Origin of the sequence: Geodermatophilus maliterrae (genome assembly GCF_041018925.1) — a bacterium.
GTDB lineage: Bacteria > Actinomycetota > Actinomycetes > Mycobacteriales > Geodermatophilaceae > Geodermatophilus > Geodermatophilus maliterrae.
Genome location: NZ_JBFNXQ010000079.1, coordinates 1 through 22,216 on the forward strand (window position 1 = coordinate 1; position 22,216 = coordinate 22,216).

Here is a 22,216-nt window from a genome sequence, read left to right on the forward strand (position 1 = left end):
CCTGGACCCCACCGGTCTGCCGGCCGCGCCGGGCCGGGACACCACCGGCATCCTCACCGCGGTCCGCGACGGGCGGCTGGCCGGCCTGCTCGTCGGTGGTGTCGACCCGGCCGACCTGCCCGACCCGCGGCTGGCCGAGGCGGCCCTGGCGGCGGCGTCCTTCGTGGTCAGCCTCGAGCAGCGGCCCAGCGCCGTCACCGAGCACGCCGACGTCGTCCTGCCGGTCGCCGCCGCGTCGGAGAAGGCCGGCAGCTACCTCGACTGGGAGGGGCGGGTGCGCTCCTTCGACGCCACGCTGCACGGCACCGGGCAGCTGCCCGACGGCCGGGTGCTGCACGGCCTGGCCGAGTACCTCGACGTCGACCTGCGGCTGCCCACGCCCGAGGCGGCCCGCGCCGAGCTCGCGGCGCTCGGTGCCGCTCCCGAGCGGGCCGAGGCCACCGGGCTCGACGTCCCACCGGTCGCGACCCCGCAGCCGGGCGACGGCGAGGCGCTGCTGGCCTCCTGGCGGCAGCTGCTCGACGTCGGCACCCTGCAGCGCGACGAGCCGGAGCTCGCCGGCACCGCCCGCCCGCCGGTGGCGCGGCTGGGCGCCGGGGCCGCCGCCCGGCTGGGCCTGGCCGACGGCGACGGGCTCACCGTCACCGGCGCCACCGGCTCGGTGACCCTGCCGGTGCTGGTCACCGAGATGCCCGACGGCGTGGTCTGGCTGCCGATGCGCTCGCCCGGCAGCGAGCTGCGCACCCAGCTGGGCACCGCGCCCGGCGGCGTCGTCCGCCTGTCGACCGGAGGTGCCGAGGTGACCGAGCTGGCGAGGGCGCCCAGGGGCAGCGCACCCGGGGGCGCGACCGCGACGGGCGCCGGCGAGGCTCGGTCGTGACCCTGCTCGCCGTCGCCGCCGACCAGCCGACGCTCGAGGACTTCGGGCGCGACGTCTGGTGGATCGTGGTCATCAAGATCGTGGGCGTCTTCGCGGTGCTCGTGCTGATGACGCTGTTCGCCATCGTGTTCGAGCGCAAGGTCGTGGCCCGCATGCAGCAGCGCTCCGGCCCCAACCGGGTCGGCCCGCGCGGGTCGCTGCAGAGCCTGGCCGACGGGCTGAAGCTGGCCTTCAAGGAAGACATCATGCCGGCGCTCGCGGACCGGCCGGTCTACTTCCTGGCCCCGGTCATCGCGACCATCCCGGCGTTCCTGGCCTTCTCGGTCATCCCGCTGGGCCCGGTGGTCAGCATCTTCGGCCAGCGCACCCCGCTGCAGCTGACCGACGCCCCCATCGGTGTGCTCGTCGTCCTGGCCTGCTCGGCGATGGGCGTCTACGGGATCGTGCTCGGCGGCTGGGCCTCCGGCTCGACCTACCCGCTGCTGGGCTCCCTGCGCAGCGCGGCGCAGATGGTCAGCTACGAGATCGCGATGGGGCTGTCGATCGTCGCGGTGTTCCTCTACGCCGGCTCGATGTCGACCTCGGAGATCGTCGCGGCCCAGGCCGACGGCAACCAGGTGTCCTTCTTCGGCCTGGAGTTCACCGGGCCGAGCTGGTTCGCCGTCCTGCTGCCGGTCAGCTTCGTCATCTACGTGATCGCCGTCGTCGGTGAGACCAACCGCGCGCCCTTCGACCTGCCCGAGGCCGAGAGCGAGCTGGTCGGCGGCTTCCACACCGAGTACTCGTCGCTGAAGTTCGCGCTGTTCTTCCTCGCCGAGTACATCAACATGGTCACCGTCTCCGCCCTGGCCGCGACGCTGTTCCTCGGTGGCTGGCGGGCTCCGTGGCCGCTGTCGATCTGGGACGGCGCCAACTCCGGCTGGTGGCCGCTGCTGTGGTTCTTCCTCAAGGTCACCGCCGCGCTGTTCGTGTTCATCTGGCTGCGTGGCACGCTGCCCCGGCTGCGCTACGACCAGTTCATGCGCTTCGGGTGGAAGGTGCTCGTCCCGACGGCGCTGGTCTGGATCCTCGTCGTCGCCACGATGCGCACCGTCTCCCGCGAGGTGGACCTGTCCACCGGTCAGGTGGCGCTCTTCGTCGGCGTGCCGATCGCGCTGCTGGTGCTCGCGGGCCTCGCGATCGCCAGCCGGATGAGCAACCGCGACACCCGGATCATGGCGGAACAGGCCGCGGCCGGGGCGGTCCGGGCGACCGAGCCGGACGCGGAGGTCCTGCCACCGGCCGGACCGCGGCGCCGGCCCGCGGAGCGCACCGGCCCGTCCCGCGCCGAGGGTGGCTTCCCGGTGCCGCCCATGGACCTGACCGTGCCTCCCTCACCCCGGCTGCGCCGCGCGGAACCGGTCGGCGCCCCGGCCGGCCGTCCCGACGGGAGCGGTGTCGTCAGCAGCGGCCGCCGCGGCAGCACCGCCACCCGCGCACAGGAGGACCCCGATGGCTGAGCAGGACCCGATGGCGACCGGCGAGGAGAAGGGGCTCGCGCAGGCGTCGAGGGGTGCCGTCGAGCGGGCCGGCCGCGACGGCGGCGCCACGCCGACCCGCCGCGGCCTGCTCCCGGCGCCCGCCCAGGGCTTCGGCGTCACCTTCGGCCAGATGTTCAAGAAGGTGACCACCGAGCAGTACCCCGAGACGCCGAAGGTGACCAAGCCGCGGTACCACGGCCGGCACGTGCTCAACCGGCACCCCGACGGGCTGGAGAAGTGCGTCGGCTGCGAGCTGTGCGCCTGGGCCTGCCCGGCCGACGCGATCTACGTCGAGGGCGGCGACAACACCGAGGACGAGCGGTACTCGCCGGGGGAGCGCTACGGGCGCGTCTACCAGATCAACTACCTGCGCTGCATCTTCTGCGGGCTGTGCATCGAGGCCTGCCCGACCCGCTCGCTGACGATGAGCAACGACTTCGAGCTGGCCGACGACAACCGCCAGGACCTGATCTACACCAAGGAGCAGCTCATGGCTCCGCTGCTGCCGGGCATGGAGCAGCCGCCGCACCCGATGCGGCTGGGCGACGACGAGAAGGACTACTACCTGCGCGAGCCGCAGGCGGGGTCCTCCGCCGAGCCGGTGACGGCGGAGCGGGCATGAGCGTGGTGGCCGCTCCCCTGGCACTGGCCGCCGACACCTCGGTGCAGCTGGGCACCGGGGAGGCCGTCGTCTTCTGGGTGCTCGGGCCGATCGCGCTGGCCGGGGCGCTGGGGATGGTGTTCAGCCGCAACGCCGTCCACTCGGCGCTCTGGCTGGTCAACACGATGCTCGCGTTCGGCGTCTTCTACGTCGTGCAGGAGGCGCCGTTCCTCGGGGCGGTGCAGATCATCGTCTACACCGGCGCGATCATGATCCTGTTCCTCTTCGTCCTCATGCTGGTCGGCCGCGACTCCTCCGACTCCGTCGTGGAGACCCTGCGCGGCCAGCGGGTGGCGGCGATCGTGCTCGGGGTGGGCTTCGCCGCCCTGGTCGGCGCCGGCATCGCCCGCGCCACCCAGGACACGGTGGCCACCGGCCTGACCGACGCGCAGGGCGAGCAGGGCAACATCGAGTTGATCGCCGAGGTGCTGTTCACCCGCTACCTGCTGGCCTTCGAGGTGACCAGCGCGCTGCTGATCACCGCGGCCGTCGGCGCGATGGTGCTCGCCCACATCGAGCGCGAGCCCGGCACCCGCCGCACCCAGAAGGAGCTGTCCCGGGCGCGCTTCCTCACCGACCGACCGCAGACGCTGCCCGGCCCCGGCGTCTACGCCCGCGCCAACTCCGTCGCCGCTCCCGCCCTGCTGCCCGACGGGCGCCCGTCCGAGGAGACCGTCGCCACCGGCAGCGAGGCGCAGGAGGTCGACCAGATGCCCCGTCCGACCGGCCGGGCCCAGCTCGGCAGCCCCGACGCGGCGCTCGGCACCACCGACGGCGTGGAGGGCGGGCACCGGTGACTCTCACCTACTACCTGGTGCTGGCCGCGATCCTGTTCACCATCGGCGCGGTCGGCGTGCTGGTCCGGCGCAACGCGATCGTCGTGTTCATGTGCGTCGAGCTGATGCTGAACTCGGTGAACCTGACGCTGGTCACCTTCGCCCGGGCCACCGGCACCGTCGACGGCCAGATCATGGCCTTCTTCGTCATGGTCGTGGCCGCCGCCGAGGTCGTCGTCGGTCTCGCGATCATCATGTCGATCTACCGGACCCGCCGGTCGGCGTCGGTCGACGACGCCAACCTGCTCAAGTACTGACGGGAGCCGGGGACCATGGACACCGTCGCGGCCGAGGGGCTGCTCAGCTCCGCCTGGCTGGTCGTCGCGCTGCCGCTGGCCGGCGCCGCCGTCCTGCTGCTGGGCGGCCGGCGCACCGACCGCTGGGGCCACCTGCTGGGGACGGCGACGGTCGTCGTCGCCTTCGTCGTCGGGTTGCTGTGCACCGTGCAGCTGGCCGGCAGCGACCAGCGCTCGGTCGACGTCGACCTGTTCACGTTCGTCTCCGCCGGCTCGCTCGACGTGCAGGCCGGCCTGCTGGTCGACCCGCTGTCGGCGACGTTCGTGCTGCTGATCACCGGCGTGGGCGCGCTCATCCACGTCTACTCGATCGGCTACATGGCGCACGACCCGCGCCGGCGCCGGTTCTTCGCCTACCTCAACCTGTTCGTCGCGGCGATGCTGCTGCTGGTCCTCGGCGACAACTACGTGGCCCTCTACGTCGGGTGGGAGGGCGTGGGCCTGGCCTCCTACCTGCTCATCGCCTTCTGGCACGAGCGCCCCGCGGCGGCGACCGCCGCCAAGAAGGCGTTCATCATGAACCGGGTCGGCGACGTCGGCCTGGCGCTGGCGATCTTCGTGATGTTCGCCCAGCTCGGCACGGTCAGCTACGAGGGCGTCTTCGGCGGGGTGGGTGCGCTGGCCGGTGGCACGGTCACCGCGATCGGCCTGCTCCTGCTGCTCGGGGCGTGCGGCAAGTCCGGCCAGTTCCCGCTGCAGGCCTGGCTGCCCGACGCCATGGAGGGCCCGACGCCGGTCTCGGCGCTCATCCACGCCGCGACGATGGTCACCGCGGGCGTCTACCTCATCGCCCGGTCCGCGCCGATCTACGACCTGACCCCGACCGCACGCACCGTCGTCCTCGCCGTCGGCGCGGTCACGCTGCTCATCGGCGCGATCGCCGGCTGCGCGTACGACGACATCAAGAAGGTGCTGGCGTACTCGACGGTCAGCCAGATCGGCTACATGTTCCTGGCCGTGGGACTCGGCCCGGTCGGCTACGCCGCCGGCATCGCCCACCTGCTCACCCACGGCTTCTTCAAGGCCGGGCTCTTCCTCGGTGCCGGGTCGGTCATGCACGCGATGGACGACCAGGTGGACATGCGCCGGTTCGGCGGGCTGGCCCGGGAGCTGCCGGTCACCTTCGTGACCTTCGGGCTGGGCTACCTCGCGCTCATCGGCTTCCCGTTCCTGTCCGGCTACTGGACCAAGGACGCGATCATCGAGGCGGCGCTGGACCGCGGCGGGACGTCGGGCTGGCTGCTGGGCGCGGTCGCGGTCGTCGGCGCGGGGCTGACCGCCTTCTACATGACCCGGCTGATGCTGATGACCTTCCTCGGCCGGCCGCGCTGGACCGACGACGTGCACCCGCACGAGTCGCCGTCGGTGATGACCGCGCCGATGGTCGTGCTGTCCATCGGCTCGGTGGCCGCCGGCTTCCTGCTGGTCAACCTCTTCCCGCTCGACGAGTGGCTGGCCCCGGTCTTCGGCGCCCCCGAGGAGGCCGCGCACGTCGTGGCGCCCGCCGTCGTCGGGATCGTGGTGACGGCGGTGATGCTGGTCGGCGTCCTCGCCGCGTGGCTGTTCGTCGGCCGCCGCGAGATCCCCGTGGTCGCGCCGTCCCGCGTCTCCCCGGTCACCCGCGCCGCGCGGAAGGCGCTCTACGCCGACACGGTCAACGAGTCGCTGTTCATGCGCCCCGGACAGTGGCTGACCCGCGCGCTGGTGTGGGTGGACAACCGCGGGGTCGACGGCGCGGTCAACGGCCTGGCCGCCACCCTCGGCGGCTCGTCGTCGCGGCTGGGCCGCGCGCAGACCGGCTTCGTCCGGTCCTACGCGCTCGGGATGCTCGGCGGCGCGGTCCTCGTGGCCGGGGCGCTGCTGGCGGTGACGGCCGGATGAGCGGGGTCGGACGGCGGACCGGCCGGACGGGAGAGGACGACGACATGAGGACCGTGGCGTGAGCGGCTCCCTGCTCCTGCTCGCGATGCTGGTGGTGCCCGCGGTGGGCGCCGCCGGCGTCGCGGCGCTGCCCCGCGCGAACGCGGCGCTGGCCCGCCAGGTCACCCTGGGCGTGAGCCTGGTCGTCCTGCTGCTGGCCGTGCTCGCCACGGTCGCCTTCGACCCCGGCGGGGAGCGGTTCCAGCTGACCACCTCGACGCCGTGGATCCCCGGCTTCGGCGTCGACTTCGCCCTCGGCGTCGACGGCATCGCGCTGGTGATGCTGCTGCTGGTCGGGGTGCTCGTCCCCGTCGTGGTGCTCGCCTCCTGGCGCGACGTCCCACCCGGGCGCCGCTCGATGCGCGCCTTCTGGGCGTGGCTGCTGCTGCTCGAGGCGTGCATGGTCGGCGTCTTCGCCGCCACCGACGTCTTCCTCTTCTACGTCTTCTTCGAGGCGATGCTCGTCCCGATGTACTTCATCGTGGGCAGCTTCGGCGGCCCGCGCCGGCAGTACGCCGCGGTGAAGTTCTTCCTCTACAGCCTGGTCGGCGGGCTGATCATGCTCGCCGCCGTGATCGGGCTGTACGTGGTCAGCGAGTCGGCGGGGGAGGGCACCTTCGCCTTCGAGGCGCTGCGCGACCTCGACATCGACCCGGGCGTGCAGCGGCTGCTGTTCCTCGGCTTCTTCATCGCCTTCGCCATCAAGGCGCCGCTCGTGCCGTTCCACACCTGGTTGCCCGACGCCGGTGCCGAGGCCCCCATCGGCGGGTCGGTGCTGCTCGTCGGCGTCCTCGACAAGGTGGGCACCTTCGGCTTCCTGCGCTACTGCCTGCCGCTGTTCCCCGACGCCTCCCGCGAGTTCGCGCCGTACGTGCTGGCGCTCGCCGTCGCGGGGGTGCTGTACGCGGCGCTGCTGGCGATGGGGCAGAGCGACATGAAGCGGCTGGTCAGCTACACCTCGATCGCCCACTTCGGCTTCATCGCGCTGGGCGTCTTCGCGTTCACCACCGAGGCCGGCACCGGCGCGGTGCTCTACATGGTCAACCACGGCATCGCGACCGGCCTGCTGTTCCTCGTCGTCGGCATGCTCATCGCCCGCGGCGGCTCGCGGCTGGTGGGCGACTACGGCGGCGTGGCCAGCGCCGCGCCCAAGCTGGCCGGCGTCTTCCTCGTCGCGGGGCTGGCCTCGCTGGCGCTGCCGGGCACCAACAGCTTCGTCAGCGAGTTCCTCGTGCTGATCGGCTCGTTCCCGACGCGGCCGGTGTACACGGTGCTCGCCACCGTCGGCATCGTCCTGGCCGCGCTGTACGTGCTGCTGCTCTACCAACGGACGATGCACGGCCCGCCGCGCGGTGTGCTGGTCGATACCGGGGACGACGCCGGGGACGGCGCCGCGGCGCCCGCGGGCGGCGGTCACGGCTCGCCCATCGGCGGCGGCCACGGCGCGACCGCCGCGACGGCGACCCTCACCGCCCCTGCGCCCGCCCGCGCGGTGATGCGGGTGCGCGACCTGTCCCGCCGGGAGGTCGCCGTCGTCGCCCCGCTGGTGGCGCTGATCGTCGTGCTGGGCGTCTACCCGCAGCCGCTGATCCGGCTGATCGAGCCGGCGGTCGCCGCCACCATGAGCGACGTCGGCGCCGACCCGGCCGGCACCACCCCCGCCACCTCTCCCGAGGGGACCGACTGATGCCGATCGAGGCCCCCGACCTGTCGCTGGCCGCGCTCGCACCGCTGCTGTTCGTCTTCGGCGCCGCCTGCGTCGGGGTGCTGGTGGAGGCGTTCGGCCCCCGGGACCGCCACGCGGTGCAGGTCGCCATCGCGCTCGTCGGCACCGTCGGCGGCCTGGTCAGCACGCTGCTGCTGGCCGGCACCCGGGAGATCACCGCCGGTGGCGCGCTGGCCGTCGACGGTGCCGGGCTGTTCCTGCAGGCCACCATCGCCGGCCTGGGCGCGCTGTCGGTCCTGCTGTTCGCCGAGCGCAAGCTCGACCCGGCCCGCTCGGCGTTCGTCGTCTCCGCGGCCGTGCCGGCCGGCAGCATCCGCGACCGCGAGCTGCTCACCGTCCAGCGGGTGCAGACCGAGGTCTACCCGCTGGCGGTCTTCGCCATCGGCGGCATGATGCTGTTCGTCACGGCCAACGACCTGCTGGTCATGTTCGTCGCCCTCGAGGTGCTCAGCCTGCCGCTGTACCTGATCAGTGGCATGGCCCGCCGGCGCCGGCTGCTCTCGCAGGAGGCGGCGGTCAAGTACTTCCTGCTCGGGGCGTTCGCCTCGGCGTTCTTCCTCTACGGCCTGGCGCTGGTCTACGGCGCCTCCGGCAGCGTGCGGCTGGCCGACGTCCGCGACGCCGTGGGCACCGGCGGAGGCGACGTCCTGCTGGTCCTGGGGCTGGCGCTGCTCGTCGTCGGACTGCTGTTCAAGGCCAGCGTGGCGCCGTTCCACACCTGGACGCCCGACGTCTACCAGGGGGCGCCCACCCCGGTGACCGCGTTCATGGCCGCCTGCACCAAGGTCGCCGCCGTCGGCGCCATCCTGCGGCTGCTCTACGTCGCCTTCGGCACCGACGAGTGGACCTGGCGGCCGCTGGTCTACGGCGTCGCGATCGTGTCGATGGTGGTGGGTGCGGTCCTCGGGCTCACCCAGACCGACCTCAAGCGGATGCTGGCCTACTCGTCGGTGGCGCACGCCGGCTTCCTGCTCACCGGCGTCCTCGGGTTCTCCGTCGCCGGGGACGCCGCAGGCTCCGGGCTGTCGGCCACGATGTTCTACCTGCTCGCCTACGGCCTCACCACGCTCGGCGCGTTCGCCGTCCTCACCCTGGTACGCAGCGGCGACGGCGAGGCCACGCACCTGTCGCAGTGGGCCGGCCTGGCCCAGCGTTCGCCGCTGACCGCCGCGGTGATGAGCCTGTTCCTGCTCGCGCTGGCCGGGATCCCGCTCACCAGCGGCTTCACCGGCAAGTTCGCCGTCTTCCGGGCCGCGATCGAGGACGGCGCCTGGCCGCTGGTCGTGGTCGCCCTGCTGGCCAGTGCGGTGGCGGCGTTCTTCTACCTGCGGGTCATCGTGCTCATGTACTTCTCCGAGCCCGCGGCCGACGGGCCCACCGTCGGCGTGCCCGGTCTGCCCACCACCGTCGTGCTCGCAGTGACGGCGGCGGCCACGCTCGTCCTCGGGATCGTCCCCGGGTCGGTGCTCGGTCTGGCCGACCAGGCGGCTAGATTCGTCGGTTGATGACCGGACCCCGTGCCGCCGTCGACGGGATCGCCCCGGCCGAGGTCTGGCACCGCATCTCCACCCCCGCCTCCACCGTGGGCGCCTGGTTGCCCGACGGCCCCCTGGGCACGTCGCTCACCGACGGTCTGGGCCGGGTGGAGACAGCGCTGGCCACCGCGGTGGCCAGCGACCACTCCTTCGTCTCCGAGGCGGCCGGGCACCTCATGGCCGCCGGGGGCAAGCGGTTCCGGCCGATGCTGGCGCTGCTGGCCGCGCAGCTCGGCGACGCGCGCGCCCCCGACGTCGTACGGGCGGCCGTCGTCTGCGAGCTCACGCACCTGGCCACGCTCTACCACGACGACGTCATGGACGAGGCCGCCGTCCGCCGCGGGGCGCCCAGTGCCAACAGCCGGTGGACCAACAGCGTCGCCATCCTGACCGGCGACTTCCTCTTCGCCCGCGCCTCCGACATCCTCGCCGACCTCGGGCCGGAGGCGGTGCGCATCCAGGCGCGCACCTTCGAGCGGCTGGTGACCGGGCAGATCCGGGAGACGGTGGGCGCGCGCCCGGGCGAGGACCGGGTGGCGCACTACCTCGAGGTGCTCGCCGACAAGACCGGGTCCCTGGTGGCCACCTCGGCCCGCTTCGGCGCGTCCTTCGCCGGTGTCGACCCCCCGCTCGTGGAGGCGCTCACCCGCTTCGGCGAGCTGGTCGGCGTGGCCTTCCAGCTCTCCGACGACCTGCTCGACATCGTCAGCGAGGACGGCGCCTCCGGGAAGTCGCCGGGCACCGACCTGCGCGAGGGCATCGCCACCCTGCCGGCCCTCATCGCCCTGGCCGGTGACGAGCCCGCCGAGGCCCGGTTGCGCGAGCTGGTCGCCCGGCCGCTGTCCGACGACGCCGAGCACGCCGAGGCGCTGGCACTGCTGCGCGGATCGGCGGCGCTGGCCCGCGCGACGGAGGTGCTGCGCGGCTACGCCGACCGCGCCCAGGCATCGCTGTCGGAGGTCCCCGCCGGTGAGGTCCGCGACGCCCTCTCGGCGCTGTGCGACTACGTGGTGACCCGCACCAGCTGACGAAGGACCCCCGTGCCCCCCTGGAAGGACCACCCTGCCCCCCACCACTCGCAGGCTCGCGGCGGGACCCTGCAGGGCGGCCGACCAGGGCTCGCGGCGGGCCCCTGCACGGGGGCCGTGCTGGCCGCTGCCGTCCTCCTCGCCGGCTGCAGCGCCGCGCCCAGCGGTCAGGACGACGAGGGGGACGCCGACGTCGCGGCCACCCCGTCGGTCGCCGTCCCCGCGCTGGAGGTGGAGACGGTCCTCGACGGGCTCGACCACCCCTGGGACGTCGCCCGCGCTCCTGACGGCACCCTGCTGGTCGACGAGCGCGACGGCGGGTTCACCGCCGTCCTGCCCGACGGCACCGCGCGCGAGGTCGACGCCGACTTCTCCGACCTGTTCGCCGACGGCGAGACCGGCCTGATGGGCCTGGTTCTCGACCCGGCGTTCGCGGGGAACCGGCGGTTCTACACCTGCCAGGGCGTCGAGGAGGACGGTGGCGCGGAGATCCAGGTGGTCGCCTGGACCGTCGACGCGGGCTGGAGGAGGGCGACCCGCGTGGCCGACCCGCTGCTCGGGGACGTCCCGGTCAACGAGCGCACCGGCCGGCACGGCGGCTGCCGCGTGCGCTTCGACCCCTCGGGGGCGCTGCTCGTGGGCACCGGTGACAACGCCGTCGGCAGCAACCCCCAGGACCTCTCCACCCTGGCCGGCAAGGTGCTCCGCATCGACCCGGCCACCGGCGGCCCCGCCCCGGGCAACCCCTTCGCCGACTCGGCCGACCCGGCCACACGGCTGGTGCTCAGCTACGGCCACCGCAACGTGCAGGGCATCGCCGTCCGGCCCGGGACCGGCGAGGTCTACACCGTCGAGCAGGGCACCCGCCGCGACGACGAGGTCAACCGGTCGGTCCCCGGCGGCAACTACGGCTACGACCCCGACGGCGCGCCCGACGGGCCGGCGGGCCGGTACGACGAGAGCGTCCCGATGACCGACCCGGAGCTCGACGGCGCGATCCCGGCCGTGTGGTCCTCCGGGAACCCGGCCATCGCCACCAGCGGTGGTGAGTTCGTCAGCGGCGCGCAGTGGGGCGGTTACGACGGCGTGCTGCTGCTCGGCGTGCAGAAGGGCACCGGCGTGCTCGCGCTGCGCATCGACGAGGACGGCCGGCTGCTCGAGCAGTTCCGGGTGCCGGAGCTGGAGGACACCTACGGCCGGGTGCGCACGCCGCTGCTCGGTGCCGACGGCGCGCTGTACCTGACCACCGACAACGGCGAGGGCGACGACCGCCTGCTCCGGGTGACGCCCGCCTAGTCGAGTGCCCGTCCGGCCACCCGTTCGGGTACGGCGATCCCGGGCGGCAGCAGCGGGTCCGGCTCGGGGGTGCCGACGACGGTGCGCAGCGGCAGGACCCCGGCCCACACCGATGCGGACAGGTCCTGCTCGTCGTCGCCGGGCGGGCCCGTGCGCACCTTCACGCTGGCCTCGGCCAGGTCCAGGGCCAGCAGCGACGTCGCGGCCAGTTCCTTCCGGTCCGGCTGCCGGGTCGCCTCCCACGAGCCCGGCGCCAGGTGCTCGGTGAGCACCTCCAGGCCGAGCCGGCGCTCGTCGGGGTCGGTGACCAGCCGCGCGGCCCCGTGGACGACGGCGCAGCGGTAGTTCATCGAGTGGTGGAACGCCGAGCGGGCGTAGACGACGCCGTCGAGGTGGGTGACGGTGAAGCACACCGGCCCGCCGGCCGCCGCCGCGCGCAGCGTGGCCGCGCCGGTGGAGCCGTGCAGGTAGAGGGTGTCCCCCCGCCGTCCGTAGCCGGTGGGCAGCACGACGGGGGCGCCGTCGAGCACCACCCCGAGGTGGCCGACCAGCCCGGCGTCGAGGACAGCGTACAGCTCGGCGCGGTCGGTCCGGGCACGCGTGGCGTTCCGGCGGACGGTGCTGCGGGCGGTGGGGGAGAGCGGCGGTGCGGAGTCCACACTGCCACCCTGGGGTAGCGACTGGCCTCCTGGAAGGGCCAGTACGCTGCCGTTCCACCAGGCCACTGCACGACGGAGGTGCCCGTGCACGTCCCGCCGATCGTGCTGGACCGCGGGTCCGGGCGGCCCCTGTCGGTCCAGCTCGCCGACGCGCTGCGGACGGCGGCCGCCGGCGGGGTGCTGCGCCCGGGCGACCGGCTGCCGTCCACCCGCGAGCTGGCCGTGGCGCTGCAGGTCAGCCGCACCGTCACCTCGGCCGCCTACGACCAGCTGCTGGCCGAGGGCTGGGCGGCCGGACGGCGCGGGGCGGGCACCTTCGTCGTCGGCTCGGCTCCCGGTGGGCCCACCGTGCCCGCGCCGCGCCCGCCGTCGCGCTCGCCGGCCCCGGCGTCGGTCGACCTGCGGGCCGGGTCGCCTTGCCTGGAGGTCCTCGACCGGGCCGCGTGGCGGCGGGCGTGGCGGGCGGCCGGCGACGTCGCGCCCGACGCCGGCCCGGAACCGGCCGGGGACACCGGCTTCCAGCTCGCCGTCACCGAGCACCTGCTGCGGCACCGCGGGCTGCCCGCCGACCCGTCGGACGTGCTGGCCACCGCGGGCACGTCCGCGGCGGTGGCCGAGGTCGCCCGCGTCCTGCGCCGGGGCAGCCGCGTCGGCATCGAGGACCCCGGCTACCAGCGGGCGGCCGGCGCGCTGCGCGCCGCCGGGATCGAGGTCGTGCCCTGCCCCGTGGACGACGACGGGCTGGTCGTCGAGGCGCTCCCGGCGGACCTGACCGCCGTCTACTGCACGCCGGCGCACCAGTTCCCGCTGGGCCGGCGGCTGTCCGCGGCGCGTCGGGTGGCGCTCGTCGCCCGGGCGCGGGCGGAGGGCTGGTGGGTGCTGGAGGACGACTACGACGGGGAGCTGCGCTACGACGTCGCACCGCTGCCGCTGCTGGCCGCGCTCGGCCCGGACGTCGTCGTGCACCTCGGGACGAGCAGCAAGGTCGTCAGCCCGACCCTCGGCACCGGGTGGCTGGTGGCGCCGGCGTCGCTGCGCGCGGAGCTGGTCGCCGCCCGGACCGCCACCGGGACCCGTCCGGCACGGGCGGGGCAGCGGGTCCTCGCGGCGCTCGCCGCCTCCGGTGACCTCTCCCGGCACCTGCGGCGGCTGCGCCGGGAGCTGGCCGAGCGGCGCGGTCTGGTCCTGCACGCCCTCCGTGCGGCCGGGGTGCCGGTGACGGGCGACCCCGCCGGCGCGCACGTGCTCGTCCCGCTGCCGGACCGGGCGACCGAGGAGGTCGTCGTCGCCGCGGCGGCCGCGGCCGGGATCTCCGTCGACGCGCTGGCCCGGCACCTTGCCGGCCCCGGGCCGCACCGGCCGACCGCCGGCCTGGTGCTCGGCTTCGCCGCCCCGGCGCGCGCCGACCTGGTGCGGGTCCTGCCGGTCCTCGGCGGTGTGCTCCGCGAGGCGCTCGACCGGGCCTGAACGCGGACCGGCCCGCCTCCCGGAAGGGGAGACGGAGGAAGGACCCCGTCCTCCCCACCCTTCGCACGCTCGGGGTGGGACCCGGGACGGGGCCAGGCCCGGATCGGCCTCAGGCGCTGACGGTCCAGGTGTCGCCGCCGGCGAGCAGCGCCTCGAGGTCGCCGGGGCCCTGGGTGCGGGCCTCCTCGAGCTGGTCGGCCATCATCCGGTCGTAGGTGGGCTTGCGCACCGAGCGGAAGACGCCCATGGGCGTGTAGCGCAGGTCCTGGCTGGACAGCCGCGAGAGCGCGAACGCGTAGGAGGGGTCCTGGCGGGTGGCGTCGTGGACGACGATCTCGCTCGCGTCGACCTGGTTGGTCTCGGCGATCCGCAGGCCGCCGGAGTCGTCGCGGACGACGCACGAGGCGCCGTCCGGGCCGAAGACCAGCGGCTGCCCGTGCACCAGCGGGATCGTCCACATCGGCCCGGTGGCCGGGTCCTTGAGCAGGTCGAACGCGCCGTCGTTGAAGATGTTGCAGTTCTGGTAGATCTCGACCAGGGAGGTGCCCTCGTGCTCGGCCGCCTGGCGCAGCACCTCGGTGAGGCCCTTGCGGTCGGAGTCCATGGCCCGCCCGACGAACGTGGCGTCGGCGCCGATCGCCAGCGACACCGGGTTGAACGGGTGATCCAGCGAGCCCATCGGGGTGGACTTGGTGACCTTGCCGACCTCGGAGGTGGGGGAGTACTGCCCCTTGGTCAGCCCGTAGATCCGGTTGTTGAACAGCAGGATCGTCATGTTCACGTTGCGGCGCAGCGCGTGGATCAGGTGGTTGCCGCCGATCGACAGCGCGTCGCCGTCGCCGGTGACGACCCACACCGACAGGTCCGGCCGCGAGGCGGCCAGGCCGGTGGCGATGGCCGGGGCCCGGCCGTGGATCGAGTGCATCCCGTAGGTGTTCATGTAGTACGGGAAGCGCGACGAGCAGCCGATGCCCGAGACGATGACCATGTCCTCCCGGGCGATGCCGAGGCCGGGCAGGAAGCTCTGGACCGCGTTGAGGATGACGTAGTCACCGCAGCCGGGGCACCAGCGGACCTCCTGGTCGGTCTTCATGTCCTTGGCCTTGAGCGAGGTCTGCTTCTCGCCCTGGCTGGTGACCGACTCGGCGATCGCCTGCTGGATGTTGGCGTCGATCGGCGTCCCCGGCATGCCGAGGTCGTGCACGTGCGGGGAGGTGGTCACTTCGTGCCTCCGGTGGGAGCGGTCGGGGCGGTGCTGTCGGGAGTCGTGGAGTCGATGACGTCCTGCACCACCGCGGCGAGCTCGGCGGCCCGGAAGGGCAGCCCGCGCACCTGCGTGTGGCTCTGGACGTCGACGAGGTACCGGGCGCGCAGCAGCAGGGACAGCTGCCCGAGGTTCATCTCGGGGCAGACCACCCGGTCGTACCGGCGCAGGACCTCACCGAGGTCGGCCGGCATGGGGTTGACGTGCCGGAGGTGGATCTGGGCGACCGAACGGCCCGAGCGGCGGATCCGCCGGCAGGCCGCGCCGATCGGCCCGTAGGTCGAGCCCCAGCCGATGACCGCCACGCGGGCGTCGCCGTCGGGGTCGTCGACGTCGGTCGGCGGGATGTCGGCGGCGATGCCGTCGACCTTGGCCTGCCGCAGCCGGGTCATCAGGTCGTGGTTGGCCGGGTCGTAGGAGATGTTGCCGGTCTTGTCGGCCTTCTCCAGCCCGCCGATGCGGTGCTGCATCCCCGAGGTGCCCGGGACGGCCCACGGCCGGGCCAGCGTCCCGGGGTCGCGCAGGTAGGGGAGGAACTCCGGCGTCCCGTCGGCGGCGGCGCCGTTGGGCTCGGTGGCGAAGTCCACCGACAGGTCGGGCAGCTCGTCGACCGACGGGATCGCCCACGGCTCGGCGCCGTTGGCCAGGTAGCCGTCGGAGAGCAGCATGACCGGCGTCCGGTACTTCAGCGCGATCCGCGCCGCCTCGAGGGCGGCGTCGAAGCAGTCACCGGGCGAGCGGGGCGCGATGACCGGCAGCGGGGCCTCGCCGTTGCGGCCGAACATGGCCTGCAGCAGGTCCGACTGCTCGGTCTTGGTGGGCAGGCCGGTGGAGGGACCGCCGCGCTGCACGTCGACGACGACCAGCGGCAGCTCGGTCATCACGGCCAGGCCCAGGGCCTCGGACTTCAGCGAGACGCCGGGGCCGGACGTCGTCGTGATGCCCAGCGCGCCGCCGAACGAGGCGCCCAGCGCCGCGCCGATGCCGGCGATCTCGTCCTCGGCCTGGAAGGTGCGCACGCCGAAGGACTTGTGCCGGGACAGCTCGTGGAGGATGTCCGACGCCGGGGTGATCGGGTAGGCGCCCAGGAACACCGGCAGGCCCGACCGCTGTCCGGCGGCGACCAGCCCGAGGGCCAGCGCCTGGTTGCCGGAGATGTTGCGGTAGCGGCCCGGGGCCATCGGGGCCGGCTTGATCTCGTAGGAGACCGCGAAGGCCTCCGTCGTGTCGCCGTAGTTGTAGCCGGCGCGGAAGGCGGCGATGTTGGCCGCGGCGATCTCCGGCTTGCGGCGGAACTGCCGCTCGAGGAAGCGGACGGTGCCCTCGGTCGGCCGGTGGTACATCCAGCTGAGCAGGCCGAGGGTGAACATGTTCTTGCTCCGCTCGGCCTCCTTCTTGCCGAGGCCGGAGTCCTTGAGCGCCTCCAGGGTCATGCTGGTGAGCGCGACGCTGACGACCTGCCAGCCCTCGAGCGAACCGTCCTCGAGGGGGTTGGTCGCGTAGCCGACCTTGGCCAGGTTGCGGGGGGTGAACTCGTCGCTGTCGACGATCACCAGCCCGCCGCCGGGCAGGTCGGCGAGGTTGGCCTTGAGCGCCGCCGGGTTCATGGCCACCAGGACGTCCGGGGCGTCGCCCGGGGTCATGATGTCGTGGTCGGCGAAGTGCAGCTGGAAGGAGCTGACGCCGGGCAGGGTCCCCGTGGGGGCGCGGATCTCGGCGGGGAAGTTGGGCAGCGTCGACAGGTCGTTGCCGAAGGACGCGGTCTCGCTGGTGAACCGGTTGCCGGTCAGCTGCATGCCGTCGCCGGAGTCGCCGGCGAGCCGGATGACGACGCGGTCGAGCTCGACGACGCTCTTCACGAGCCCACCGGGGGCCGAGCTGCCGGGCGTGGTGGACGGTTCGAGAGCAGTCATCAGGCTGTTACCTCCAACGGCCGAGGTTACGTGGCTGTGTCGGGGCCGGAGGCGTGACGGGCATCACGAACTCGGCCGCGGGGGCAGCGGTCTGGAGTCTGCAACCCCGTCGGCCGGTCGGGGATTCCGGCCGGAGCCGTCCGTGAGCGGCGTCGCACGCCGACGCCGGGAACGGCGGTCAGGGGCGTTCCGTTCACGGGGGGTGCAGCGCTGGGGCAACGGGGTGCGGACCGCCCTCCTGCTGGGGCTGATGGCCGGTCTCGTCCTCGCCGCCGGTGCCCTGGTCGGGGGCCGCGGGGGACTGCTGGTGGCCCTCGTGGTCGCGCTGGGGGTCAACGGCTGGGCCTGGTACGGCTCCGACCGGCTGGCACTGCGCGCGATGCGCGCCTTCCCCGTCACGGAGACGCAGGCGCCCGGGCTGTACGCGATGGTCCGCGAGCTGGCCACCGAGGCCCGCCAGCCGATGCCGCGCCTCTACGTCAGCCCCACCGACCAGCCCAACGCGTTCGCCACCGGCCGCACGCCGCGCCGGGCGGCGGTCTGCTGCACGCAGGGGGTGCTCGAGCTGCTCGACCGGCGGGAGCTGCGGGCGGTGCTCGCCCACGAGCTCTCGCACGTCTACAACCGCGACATCCTCATCAGCTCGGTCGCCGGCGCGCTGGCCACCGTCGTCACGTACCTGGCGCACCTGGCCACGTTCGCCTGGCTCTTCGGCGGTCGCTCGGAGGACCGGGGCGGAGCCAACGTGCTCGGCACGCTGCTGCTGGTGGTGCTCGGCCCGCTGGCCGCGGCACTGGTGCAGCTGGCGGTCAGCCGCAGCCGCGAGTACGAGGCCGACGCTGCCGGCGCGCGGCTGTCCGGCGACCCGCTGGCCCTGGCCGGCGCGCTGCGCCGGATCTCCCGCGGGGCGGTGGCCCGCCCGCTGCCGCCGGACGACCGCCTGGTGACCCAGAGCCACCTGATGATCGCCGCCCCGTTCCGGCCGGCCGGGCTGGCGGCGCTGTTCGCCACGCACCCGCCGATGGCCGAGCGGATCGCGCGGCTGGAGCGGATGGCCCGGGACGGCTGAGCGCCCCGGGGCTCCCGGTCACCGGGTCACGCGGGGACGAGCATGGTCGGCTCGGACCGGCGCCCGGTCAGCAGCAGCTTCACCGCGTCGCCGGGGACCAGCGGGCGGGAGAAGTGGTAGCCCTGGCCGAGCGGGCAGTCCAGCGCGCGGAGGGCCGCGAGCTGCTCGCCGGTCTCCAGCCCCTCGGCCACGACCTCGAGGTGCAGGTCGTGGCCGAGCTGGGTGATGGCCGCGACGACGGCGTGCCCCTCGGGGCTGGTGGTGACGGCGTCGATGAAGGACTTGTCGATCTTCAGCGTGTCGATCGGGAAGCGCCGCAGGTAGCCCAGCGACGAGTAGCCGGTGCCGAAGTCGTCGAGGGCCAGACGGACGCCCAGGGCCTTGAGCTGGCCGATCTTGCGGGTCGTCTCCTCGGTGTCGTGCGCGAACAGCGACTCGGTGATCTCGAGGGTGAGCAGCGAGGGATCCAGGCCCGACTGGCGCAGCGCCTCGGCCACGTCCCCGACCAGGTCGGGGTGGTGGAACTGCCGGACGGAGACGTTGACGCTCATCCGCAGCCGGCCGAGCGGTGAGCGGTGCTGCCAGGCGGCGGCCTGCCGCGTGGCCTCCTGCACCACCCAGCGGCCGATCGGCACGATGAGACCCGTCTCCTCGGCCAGCGGGATGAACTCCACCGGCGACACCAGACCGCGCACGGGGTGCCGCCACCGGACCAGCGCCTCGAAACCGACGACGACCTGCGACGAGACGTCGACGATGGGCTGGTAGTGCAGCTCCAGCTGCTCGGCGTCGAGCGCGCCGGACAGGTCCGCCCGGACGGCGTCGCGCTGCACCTGGGCCGTGTGGTGGCTGGGCTGGAAGACCTCGAGGCGGCCCTTGCCGCCGGTCTTGGCCGCGTACATCGCCAGGTCAGCGGCGCGGAGCATGCTGATGCCGCTGGCCGCGCACGCGTCCGAGGTCGCCAGCCCGATGCTCAGTCCGGTGCGCACCAGGTGCTCGCCGATCCGCGTGGGCGCCCGCAGCGAGTCGAGGATGCGGTGCGCGACGCGCTCGGCCTGGTGGGCGCTGCCCGGGCCGGTGAGCAGCACGGCGAACTCGTCCCCGGAGAGGCGGGCCACCGTGTCGGTGTCGCGGACGCTGCCGACCATGCGGTCGCCGAGGAGCTTGATCAGCGCGTCGCCGCCCTCGTGGCCGAGGCTGTCGTTAGCCGCCTTGAGGTTGTCGACGTCGAGGAACAGCACGGCCGACGGCGTGCCCGACTCGCGGCGGGCCACGTCGGCCTCGGCGAGCCGCTCCATGAAGAAGGCGCGGTTCGGCAGGCCGGTGAGCGCGTCGTGGAAGGCCTGGTAGCGCAGCCGGTCCTCGAGCTCCTTCCGACCCTCCACCGCGCCCAGGAGGCTGTTGAACGCCCGGCCGGCCTCGCCGATCTGGTCGTCGGAGTCGACGGTGATGCGCTCGAACACCGCCTCGGACCAGTCGCCGGAGCTGGAGGCGGAGGTGATGACGCCCGTCGCCGACCGCAGGTGGCTGCCGAGCACCTCCATCCGGCCGCCGACGACCCCGCGGCACAGCGCGTAGTTCATCGCGCCCACGAGGAAGCCGGCCACCAGGCAGGCCGAGCTGAAGACCGGCCGGTGGGCGATGGCCTCCGGCACCCCGAGGAGCACGGCGAACGGCGGGAAGACGAACCCGACGGCGAGGCCGAGACCGACCATGTAGATGGCCATGTCCCAGAAGACGCGGGAGGTCAGCCGGAAGGCCCGGCGGGGGCGCGGCCGCTTCCCGGCACGCTCGTCGTGCATCGTCATGCAGGGCGGATCGGACGCGCCCCGCTGTGACTTGAGCGACTACACCCGTCGTGGGGATCTCGGTGGAGTCGTTCAAGTTCCGTGGCCGGGCGTCGATCAGGCTGTCATGGAGATGACGCTGTCCTTCACGGCCGGCCAGTACGTGGGTGACGACCTGTGGGTGCCGGTGCTCGACGGGCAGCCCCGCCAGTACGTCGACCTCGACACCGCCGCCACCAGCTCGGCGTCGGTGGTCGTCGCCCGGGCGGTCCAGGAGTTCCTGCCCTGGTACGCGAGCGTGCACCGCGGGGCCGGGATCCGCTCCCAGCTGACGAGCAAGCGCTACGAGGAGGCGCGCGAGATCATGGTGCGCTTCGTCGGCGGCGACCCGGCCACGCACCAGGCGCTGTTCCCCCGGAACACCACCGAGGCGCTGAACCTGCTGGCCTTCCGCCTGGGCCTGACCAGGGACGACGTCGTCGTCACCACGGCCGCCGAGCACCACGCCAACCTGCTGCCCTGGCAGCGGCACGCACAGCTGCGCGTCGTGGACGTCGACGAGAGCGGCACCTTCGACGTCTCCGCGGTCGAGGCCGCGCTGGACCAGCACCCGCGGCCCCGCGTCCTCGCCGTCACGGGCGGCTCCAACGTCACCGGCTGGCTGCCCGACCTGCGGGCCATCGCGGCCGCCGCCCGCCGGCGCGGGGTGCTGGTGGTGGTCGACGGCGCGCAGCTGGTGCCGCACCGTCCCGTGGACATCACCGCCCTGGGCATCGACGTGATCGCCTTCTCGGGCCACAAGATGTACGCACCGTTCGGTGCCGGCGCCCTCGTCGTCCCCCGCGCGCTGCTCGCCGGCGGGGAGCCGTTCCTGGTGGGCGGCGGCGCGGTCGAGGCCGTCTCCTTCGACGACGTCGTCTGGGCCGACGGCCCCGACCGGGACGACGCCGGTTCGCCCAACGTCGTCGGGGTCGTGGCCCTCACCGCGGCGGCCGACGAGCTGCGCAGCGACGGGTGGTCCTCGGTGCGGGCGCACGAGGACCACCTGGTGCGCGCGCTGGACTCCGAGCTCCGGTCGGTGCCCGGCCTGCGCCGGCTGGGGCCGGTCACCGGGGACCGGCTGCCGGTCGCCGCCTTCAACCTCGAGGGCGTGCCGCACGGTCTGCTGGCCGCCCGGCTGGCCAACGAGTGGGCGATCGGCACCCGGAGCGGCTGCTTCTGCGCGCACCCCTACATGGGCCGGCTGCTCGACCTCTCCGAGGTCGAGGTCGCCCAGTTCCACGCCGACGTCCGCGCGGGCGCGCGCCACCGGCTCCCCGGAGCGGTCCGCGTCAGCGCCAACCGGCAGACCTACCTCACCGACATCCCGCTCCTGGGCCAGGCGCTGCGCGAGATCGCCGCCACCCCCGAGGGCGCCGAGCGGTACGTGCTCGACGCGCGCGGGGAGTTCGTCCCCCGGGTCCGGTCCACGACGCCGGTGTCCGTGTGACCGGACCCGCCGCCCGCGTTCGGACCGCACGCTGACCTGCGGGTCCCTGATCGGCCGTTGCTGGCCGACGACGGTCGATGACGGCTGGATCGCGGACTCCCCGCAGGCCTCGTGCGGGCGAGGGTCCCGCTGGGTCGAGTCCGCAGGAGAGCTCCAGCTGCCCTCCGGTACGTGGGCGGACGTGTGGTCAGCGGTCGTCAGCGAGCTGCAGCACCGGTTGATGTCGGGCGCAGCAGCGCACGGCGGCTGATGTCTGCTCCGTGCGGGCCGAGCGGGACGAGGACCGGAGCCGCGCTCGATGGAGAAGCGGCGGGAACCCGAGGACCGACGGGCCCGGGGGACCAGCACGACGTCCCGTGGCCTGTCGCGACCACGCGCGGACGAGGCCGGGCTGGTACTCCCAGCGCTGACCTCCGCGGGTCGAGCGGACCGGCCCGAGCCTGAGCGGCCGCACGTGAGGCGGTGGGCACAGGGGCGTCGATGCCGACCTCCCGGTCGTGACCGGACCAGGACGGGCCCGCTCGGCCGCGGGGCCACCAGCGGTGCTGGTGCGCTGACGCTCGGACGCCGACAGGCCCGGCTGGTGCCATCGGCGTCGGATCGTCATCACGTCACGAGCCACGGGGTCGAGCGGCTCGACGCGGGCGGCGGCAGGTGAGGCGGAGAGCGTCTGTGTCACCGCGTTGCGCGCCACGTCGATGACTGCGGCCGGTCAGCGGCTCCACGTCGTCCTCCTCCACGTCATACGTACGGACAGGCTGCAGGTACAGCGCTGTGCAGCCCTCTCGACCGCGCCGGTCGTCGTGGTTCGTCTCACAGGGGCCGGGTGCTTGCTGGCGCTGGCACAGGGCACCGTGAGGTTGAACGGTT

Annotated in this window: 17 protein-coding genes; 13 read left to right on the forward strand and 4 right to left on the reverse strand. The window is 73.9% G+C overall.

The features are described 5' to 3' along the window. From ABQ292_RS19805 to ABQ292_RS19850, 10 genes are all read left to right on the forward strand, one after another. Positions 1-880 (forward strand): molybdopterin dinucleotide binding domain-containing protein (locus tag ABQ292_RS19805; protein WP_369209434.1); only part of this gene is annotated, 880 nt, incomplete at its 5' end. Beyond that, the gene (gene nuoH, locus ABQ292_RS19810) at positions 877-2,379 is read left to right on the forward strand and encodes an NADH-quinone oxidoreductase subunit NuoH (RefSeq protein WP_369209435.1); all 1,503 of its coding nucleotides are present in this window, start codon (positions 877-879) and stop codon (positions 2,377-2,379) included. The genes ABQ292_RS19805 and nuoH, both read left to right, overlap by 4 nt. Next, positions 2,372-3,022, forward strand: coding sequence for an NADH-quinone oxidoreductase subunit NuoI (gene nuoI, locus ABQ292_RS19815; protein WP_369209436.1), 651 nt, complete (start codon positions 2,372-2,374; stop codon positions 3,020-3,022). The genes nuoH and nuoI overlap by 8 nt, the downstream gene beginning before the upstream one ends. Continuing rightward, positions 3,019-3,858, forward strand: coding sequence for an NADH-quinone oxidoreductase subunit J (locus ABQ292_RS19820; RefSeq protein ID WP_369209437.1), 840 nt, complete (start codon positions 3,019-3,021; stop codon positions 3,856-3,858). The genes nuoI and ABQ292_RS19820 overlap by 4 nt, the downstream gene beginning before the upstream one ends. Beyond that, positions 3,855-4,154, forward strand: coding sequence for an NADH-quinone oxidoreductase subunit NuoK (gene nuoK / locus ABQ292_RS19825; RefSeq protein WP_116451019.1), 300 nt, complete (start codon positions 3,855-3,857; stop codon positions 4,152-4,154). Before ABQ292_RS19820 ends, nuoK begins: the two co-directional genes overlap by 4 nt. Positions 4,155-4,169: 15 nt before the next feature. Beyond that, complete coding sequence (gene nuoL, locus ABQ292_RS19830) at positions 4,170-6,074, forward strand: NADH-quinone oxidoreductase subunit L (RefSeq protein ID WP_369209438.1); 1,905 nt, start codon at positions 4,170-4,172, stop codon at positions 6,072-6,074. Positions 6,075-6,132: 58 nt separating this feature from the next. Then, the gene (locus tag ABQ292_RS19835) at positions 6,133-7,800 is read left to right on the forward strand and encodes an NADH-quinone oxidoreductase subunit M (protein ID WP_369209439.1); all 1,668 of its coding nucleotides are present in this window, start codon (positions 6,133-6,135) and stop codon (positions 7,798-7,800) included. Continuing rightward, positions 7,800-9,344, forward strand: a complete 1,545-nt coding sequence (gene nuoN / locus ABQ292_RS19840; RefSeq protein ID WP_369209440.1) for an NADH-quinone oxidoreductase subunit NuoN — start codon at positions 7,800-7,802, stop codon at positions 9,342-9,344. The genes ABQ292_RS19835 and nuoN overlap by 1 nt, the downstream gene beginning before the upstream one ends. Then, complete coding sequence (locus ABQ292_RS19845) at positions 9,344-10,402, forward strand: polyprenyl synthetase family protein (RefSeq protein WP_369209441.1); 1,059 nt, start codon at positions 9,344-9,346, stop codon at positions 10,400-10,402. Before nuoN ends, ABQ292_RS19845 begins: the two co-directional genes overlap by 1 nt. Positions 10,403-10,519: 117 nt before the next feature. Then, positions 10,520-11,698, forward strand: coding sequence for a PQQ-dependent sugar dehydrogenase (locus ABQ292_RS19850; protein ID WP_369209442.1), 1,179 nt, complete (start codon positions 10,520-10,522; stop codon positions 11,696-11,698). On the opposite strand, the gene ABQ292_RS19855 is transcribed toward ABQ292_RS19850, so the two are convergent. After that, positions 11,695-12,357 carry a pyridoxamine 5'-phosphate oxidase family protein gene (locus ABQ292_RS19855; protein ID WP_369209443.1) on the reverse strand — a complete coding sequence of 221 codons (663 nt, stop codon included), beginning with the start codon at positions 12,355-12,357 and terminating at the stop codon, positions 11,695-11,697. The two genes, ABQ292_RS19850 and ABQ292_RS19855, sit on opposite strands and share 4 nt — an antisense overlap. Positions 12,358-12,441: 84 nt before the next feature. Between ABQ292_RS19855 and pdxR the strand changes: the two genes are divergently transcribed. Beyond that, positions 12,442-13,824, forward strand: a complete 1,383-nt coding sequence (gene pdxR / locus ABQ292_RS19860; RefSeq protein ID WP_369209444.1) for a MocR-like pyridoxine biosynthesis transcription factor PdxR — start codon at positions 12,442-12,444, stop codon at positions 13,822-13,824. Between the two features lie 109 nt (positions 13,825-13,933). Here pdxR and ABQ292_RS19865 read toward each other — a convergent pair whose 3' ends face one another. Beyond that, entirely contained in the window at positions 13,934-15,046 is a 1,113-nt protein-coding gene (locus tag ABQ292_RS19865; protein ID WP_369209445.1) for a 2-oxoacid:ferredoxin oxidoreductase subunit beta, read from the reverse strand. Then, entirely contained in the window at positions 15,043-17,001 is a 1,959-nt protein-coding gene (locus tag ABQ292_RS19870; RefSeq protein ID WP_369209446.1) for a 2-oxoacid:acceptor oxidoreductase subunit alpha, read from the reverse strand. The genes ABQ292_RS19865 and ABQ292_RS19870 overlap by 4 nt, the downstream gene beginning before the upstream one ends. A gap of 202 nt (positions 17,002-17,203) precedes the next feature. Here ABQ292_RS19870 and htpX point away from each other — a divergent pair, with 202 nt between their 5' ends. Beyond that, positions 17,204-18,070: a zinc metalloprotease HtpX gene (gene htpX / locus ABQ292_RS19875; RefSeq protein ID WP_369209449.1), complete on the forward strand. Its 867-nt coding sequence runs from the start codon at positions 17,204-17,206 to the stop codon at positions 18,068-18,070. A 26-nt stretch (positions 18,071-18,096) separates the two neighbouring features. On the opposite strand, the gene ABQ292_RS19880 is transcribed toward htpX, so the two are convergent. Continuing rightward, positions 18,097-19,878, reverse strand: a complete 1,782-nt coding sequence (locus ABQ292_RS19880) for a putative bifunctional diguanylate cyclase/phosphodiesterase (RefSeq protein WP_369209447.1) — start codon at positions 19,876-19,878, stop codon at positions 18,097-18,099. 112 nt (positions 19,879-19,990) lie between these two features. On the opposite strand from ABQ292_RS19880, the gene ABQ292_RS19885 reads away from it, so the two are divergent. Next, positions 19,991-21,346: an aminotransferase class V-fold PLP-dependent enzyme gene (locus ABQ292_RS19885; RefSeq protein ID WP_369209448.1), complete on the forward strand. Its 1,356-nt coding sequence runs from the start codon at positions 19,991-19,993 to the stop codon at positions 21,344-21,346. Positions 21,347-22,216 lie beyond the last annotated feature (870 nt).

What these genes read in the sequence shown, in the direction of transcription:
- nuoI (WP_369209436.1), top strand. Translation starts at nt 2,372, where the DNA reads ATGGCTGAGCAGGACCCGATGGCGACCGGCGAGGAGAAGGGGCTCGCG.
- ABQ292_RS19820 (WP_369209437.1), top strand. Translation starts at nt 3,019, where the DNA reads ATGAGCGTGGTGGCCGCTCCCCTGGCACTGGCCGCCGACACCTCGGTG.
- nuoL (WP_369209438.1), top strand. Translation starts at nt 4,170, where the DNA reads ATGGACACCGTCGCGGCCGAGGGGCTGCTCAGCTCCGCCTGGCTGGTC.
- nuoN (WP_369209440.1), top strand. Translation starts at nt 7,800, where the DNA reads ATGCCGATCGAGGCCCCCGACCTGTCGCTGGCCGCGCTCGCACCGCTG.
- ABQ292_RS19845 (WP_369209441.1), top strand. Translation starts at nt 9,344, where the DNA reads ATGACCGGACCCCGTGCCGCCGTCGACGGGATCGCCCCGGCCGAGGTC.
- ABQ292_RS19870 (WP_369209446.1), bottom strand. Translation starts at nt 17,001, where the DNA reads ATGACTGCTCTCGAACCGTCCACCACGCCCGGCAGCTCGGCCCCCGGT.
- ABQ292_RS19880 (WP_369209447.1), bottom strand. Translation starts at nt 19,878, where the DNA reads ATGACGATGCACGACGAGCGTGCCGGGAAGCGGCCGCGCCCCCGCCGG.
- ABQ292_RS19885 (WP_369209448.1), top strand. Translation starts at nt 19,991, where the DNA reads ATGACGCTGTCCTTCACGGCCGGCCAGTACGTGGGTGACGACCTGTGG.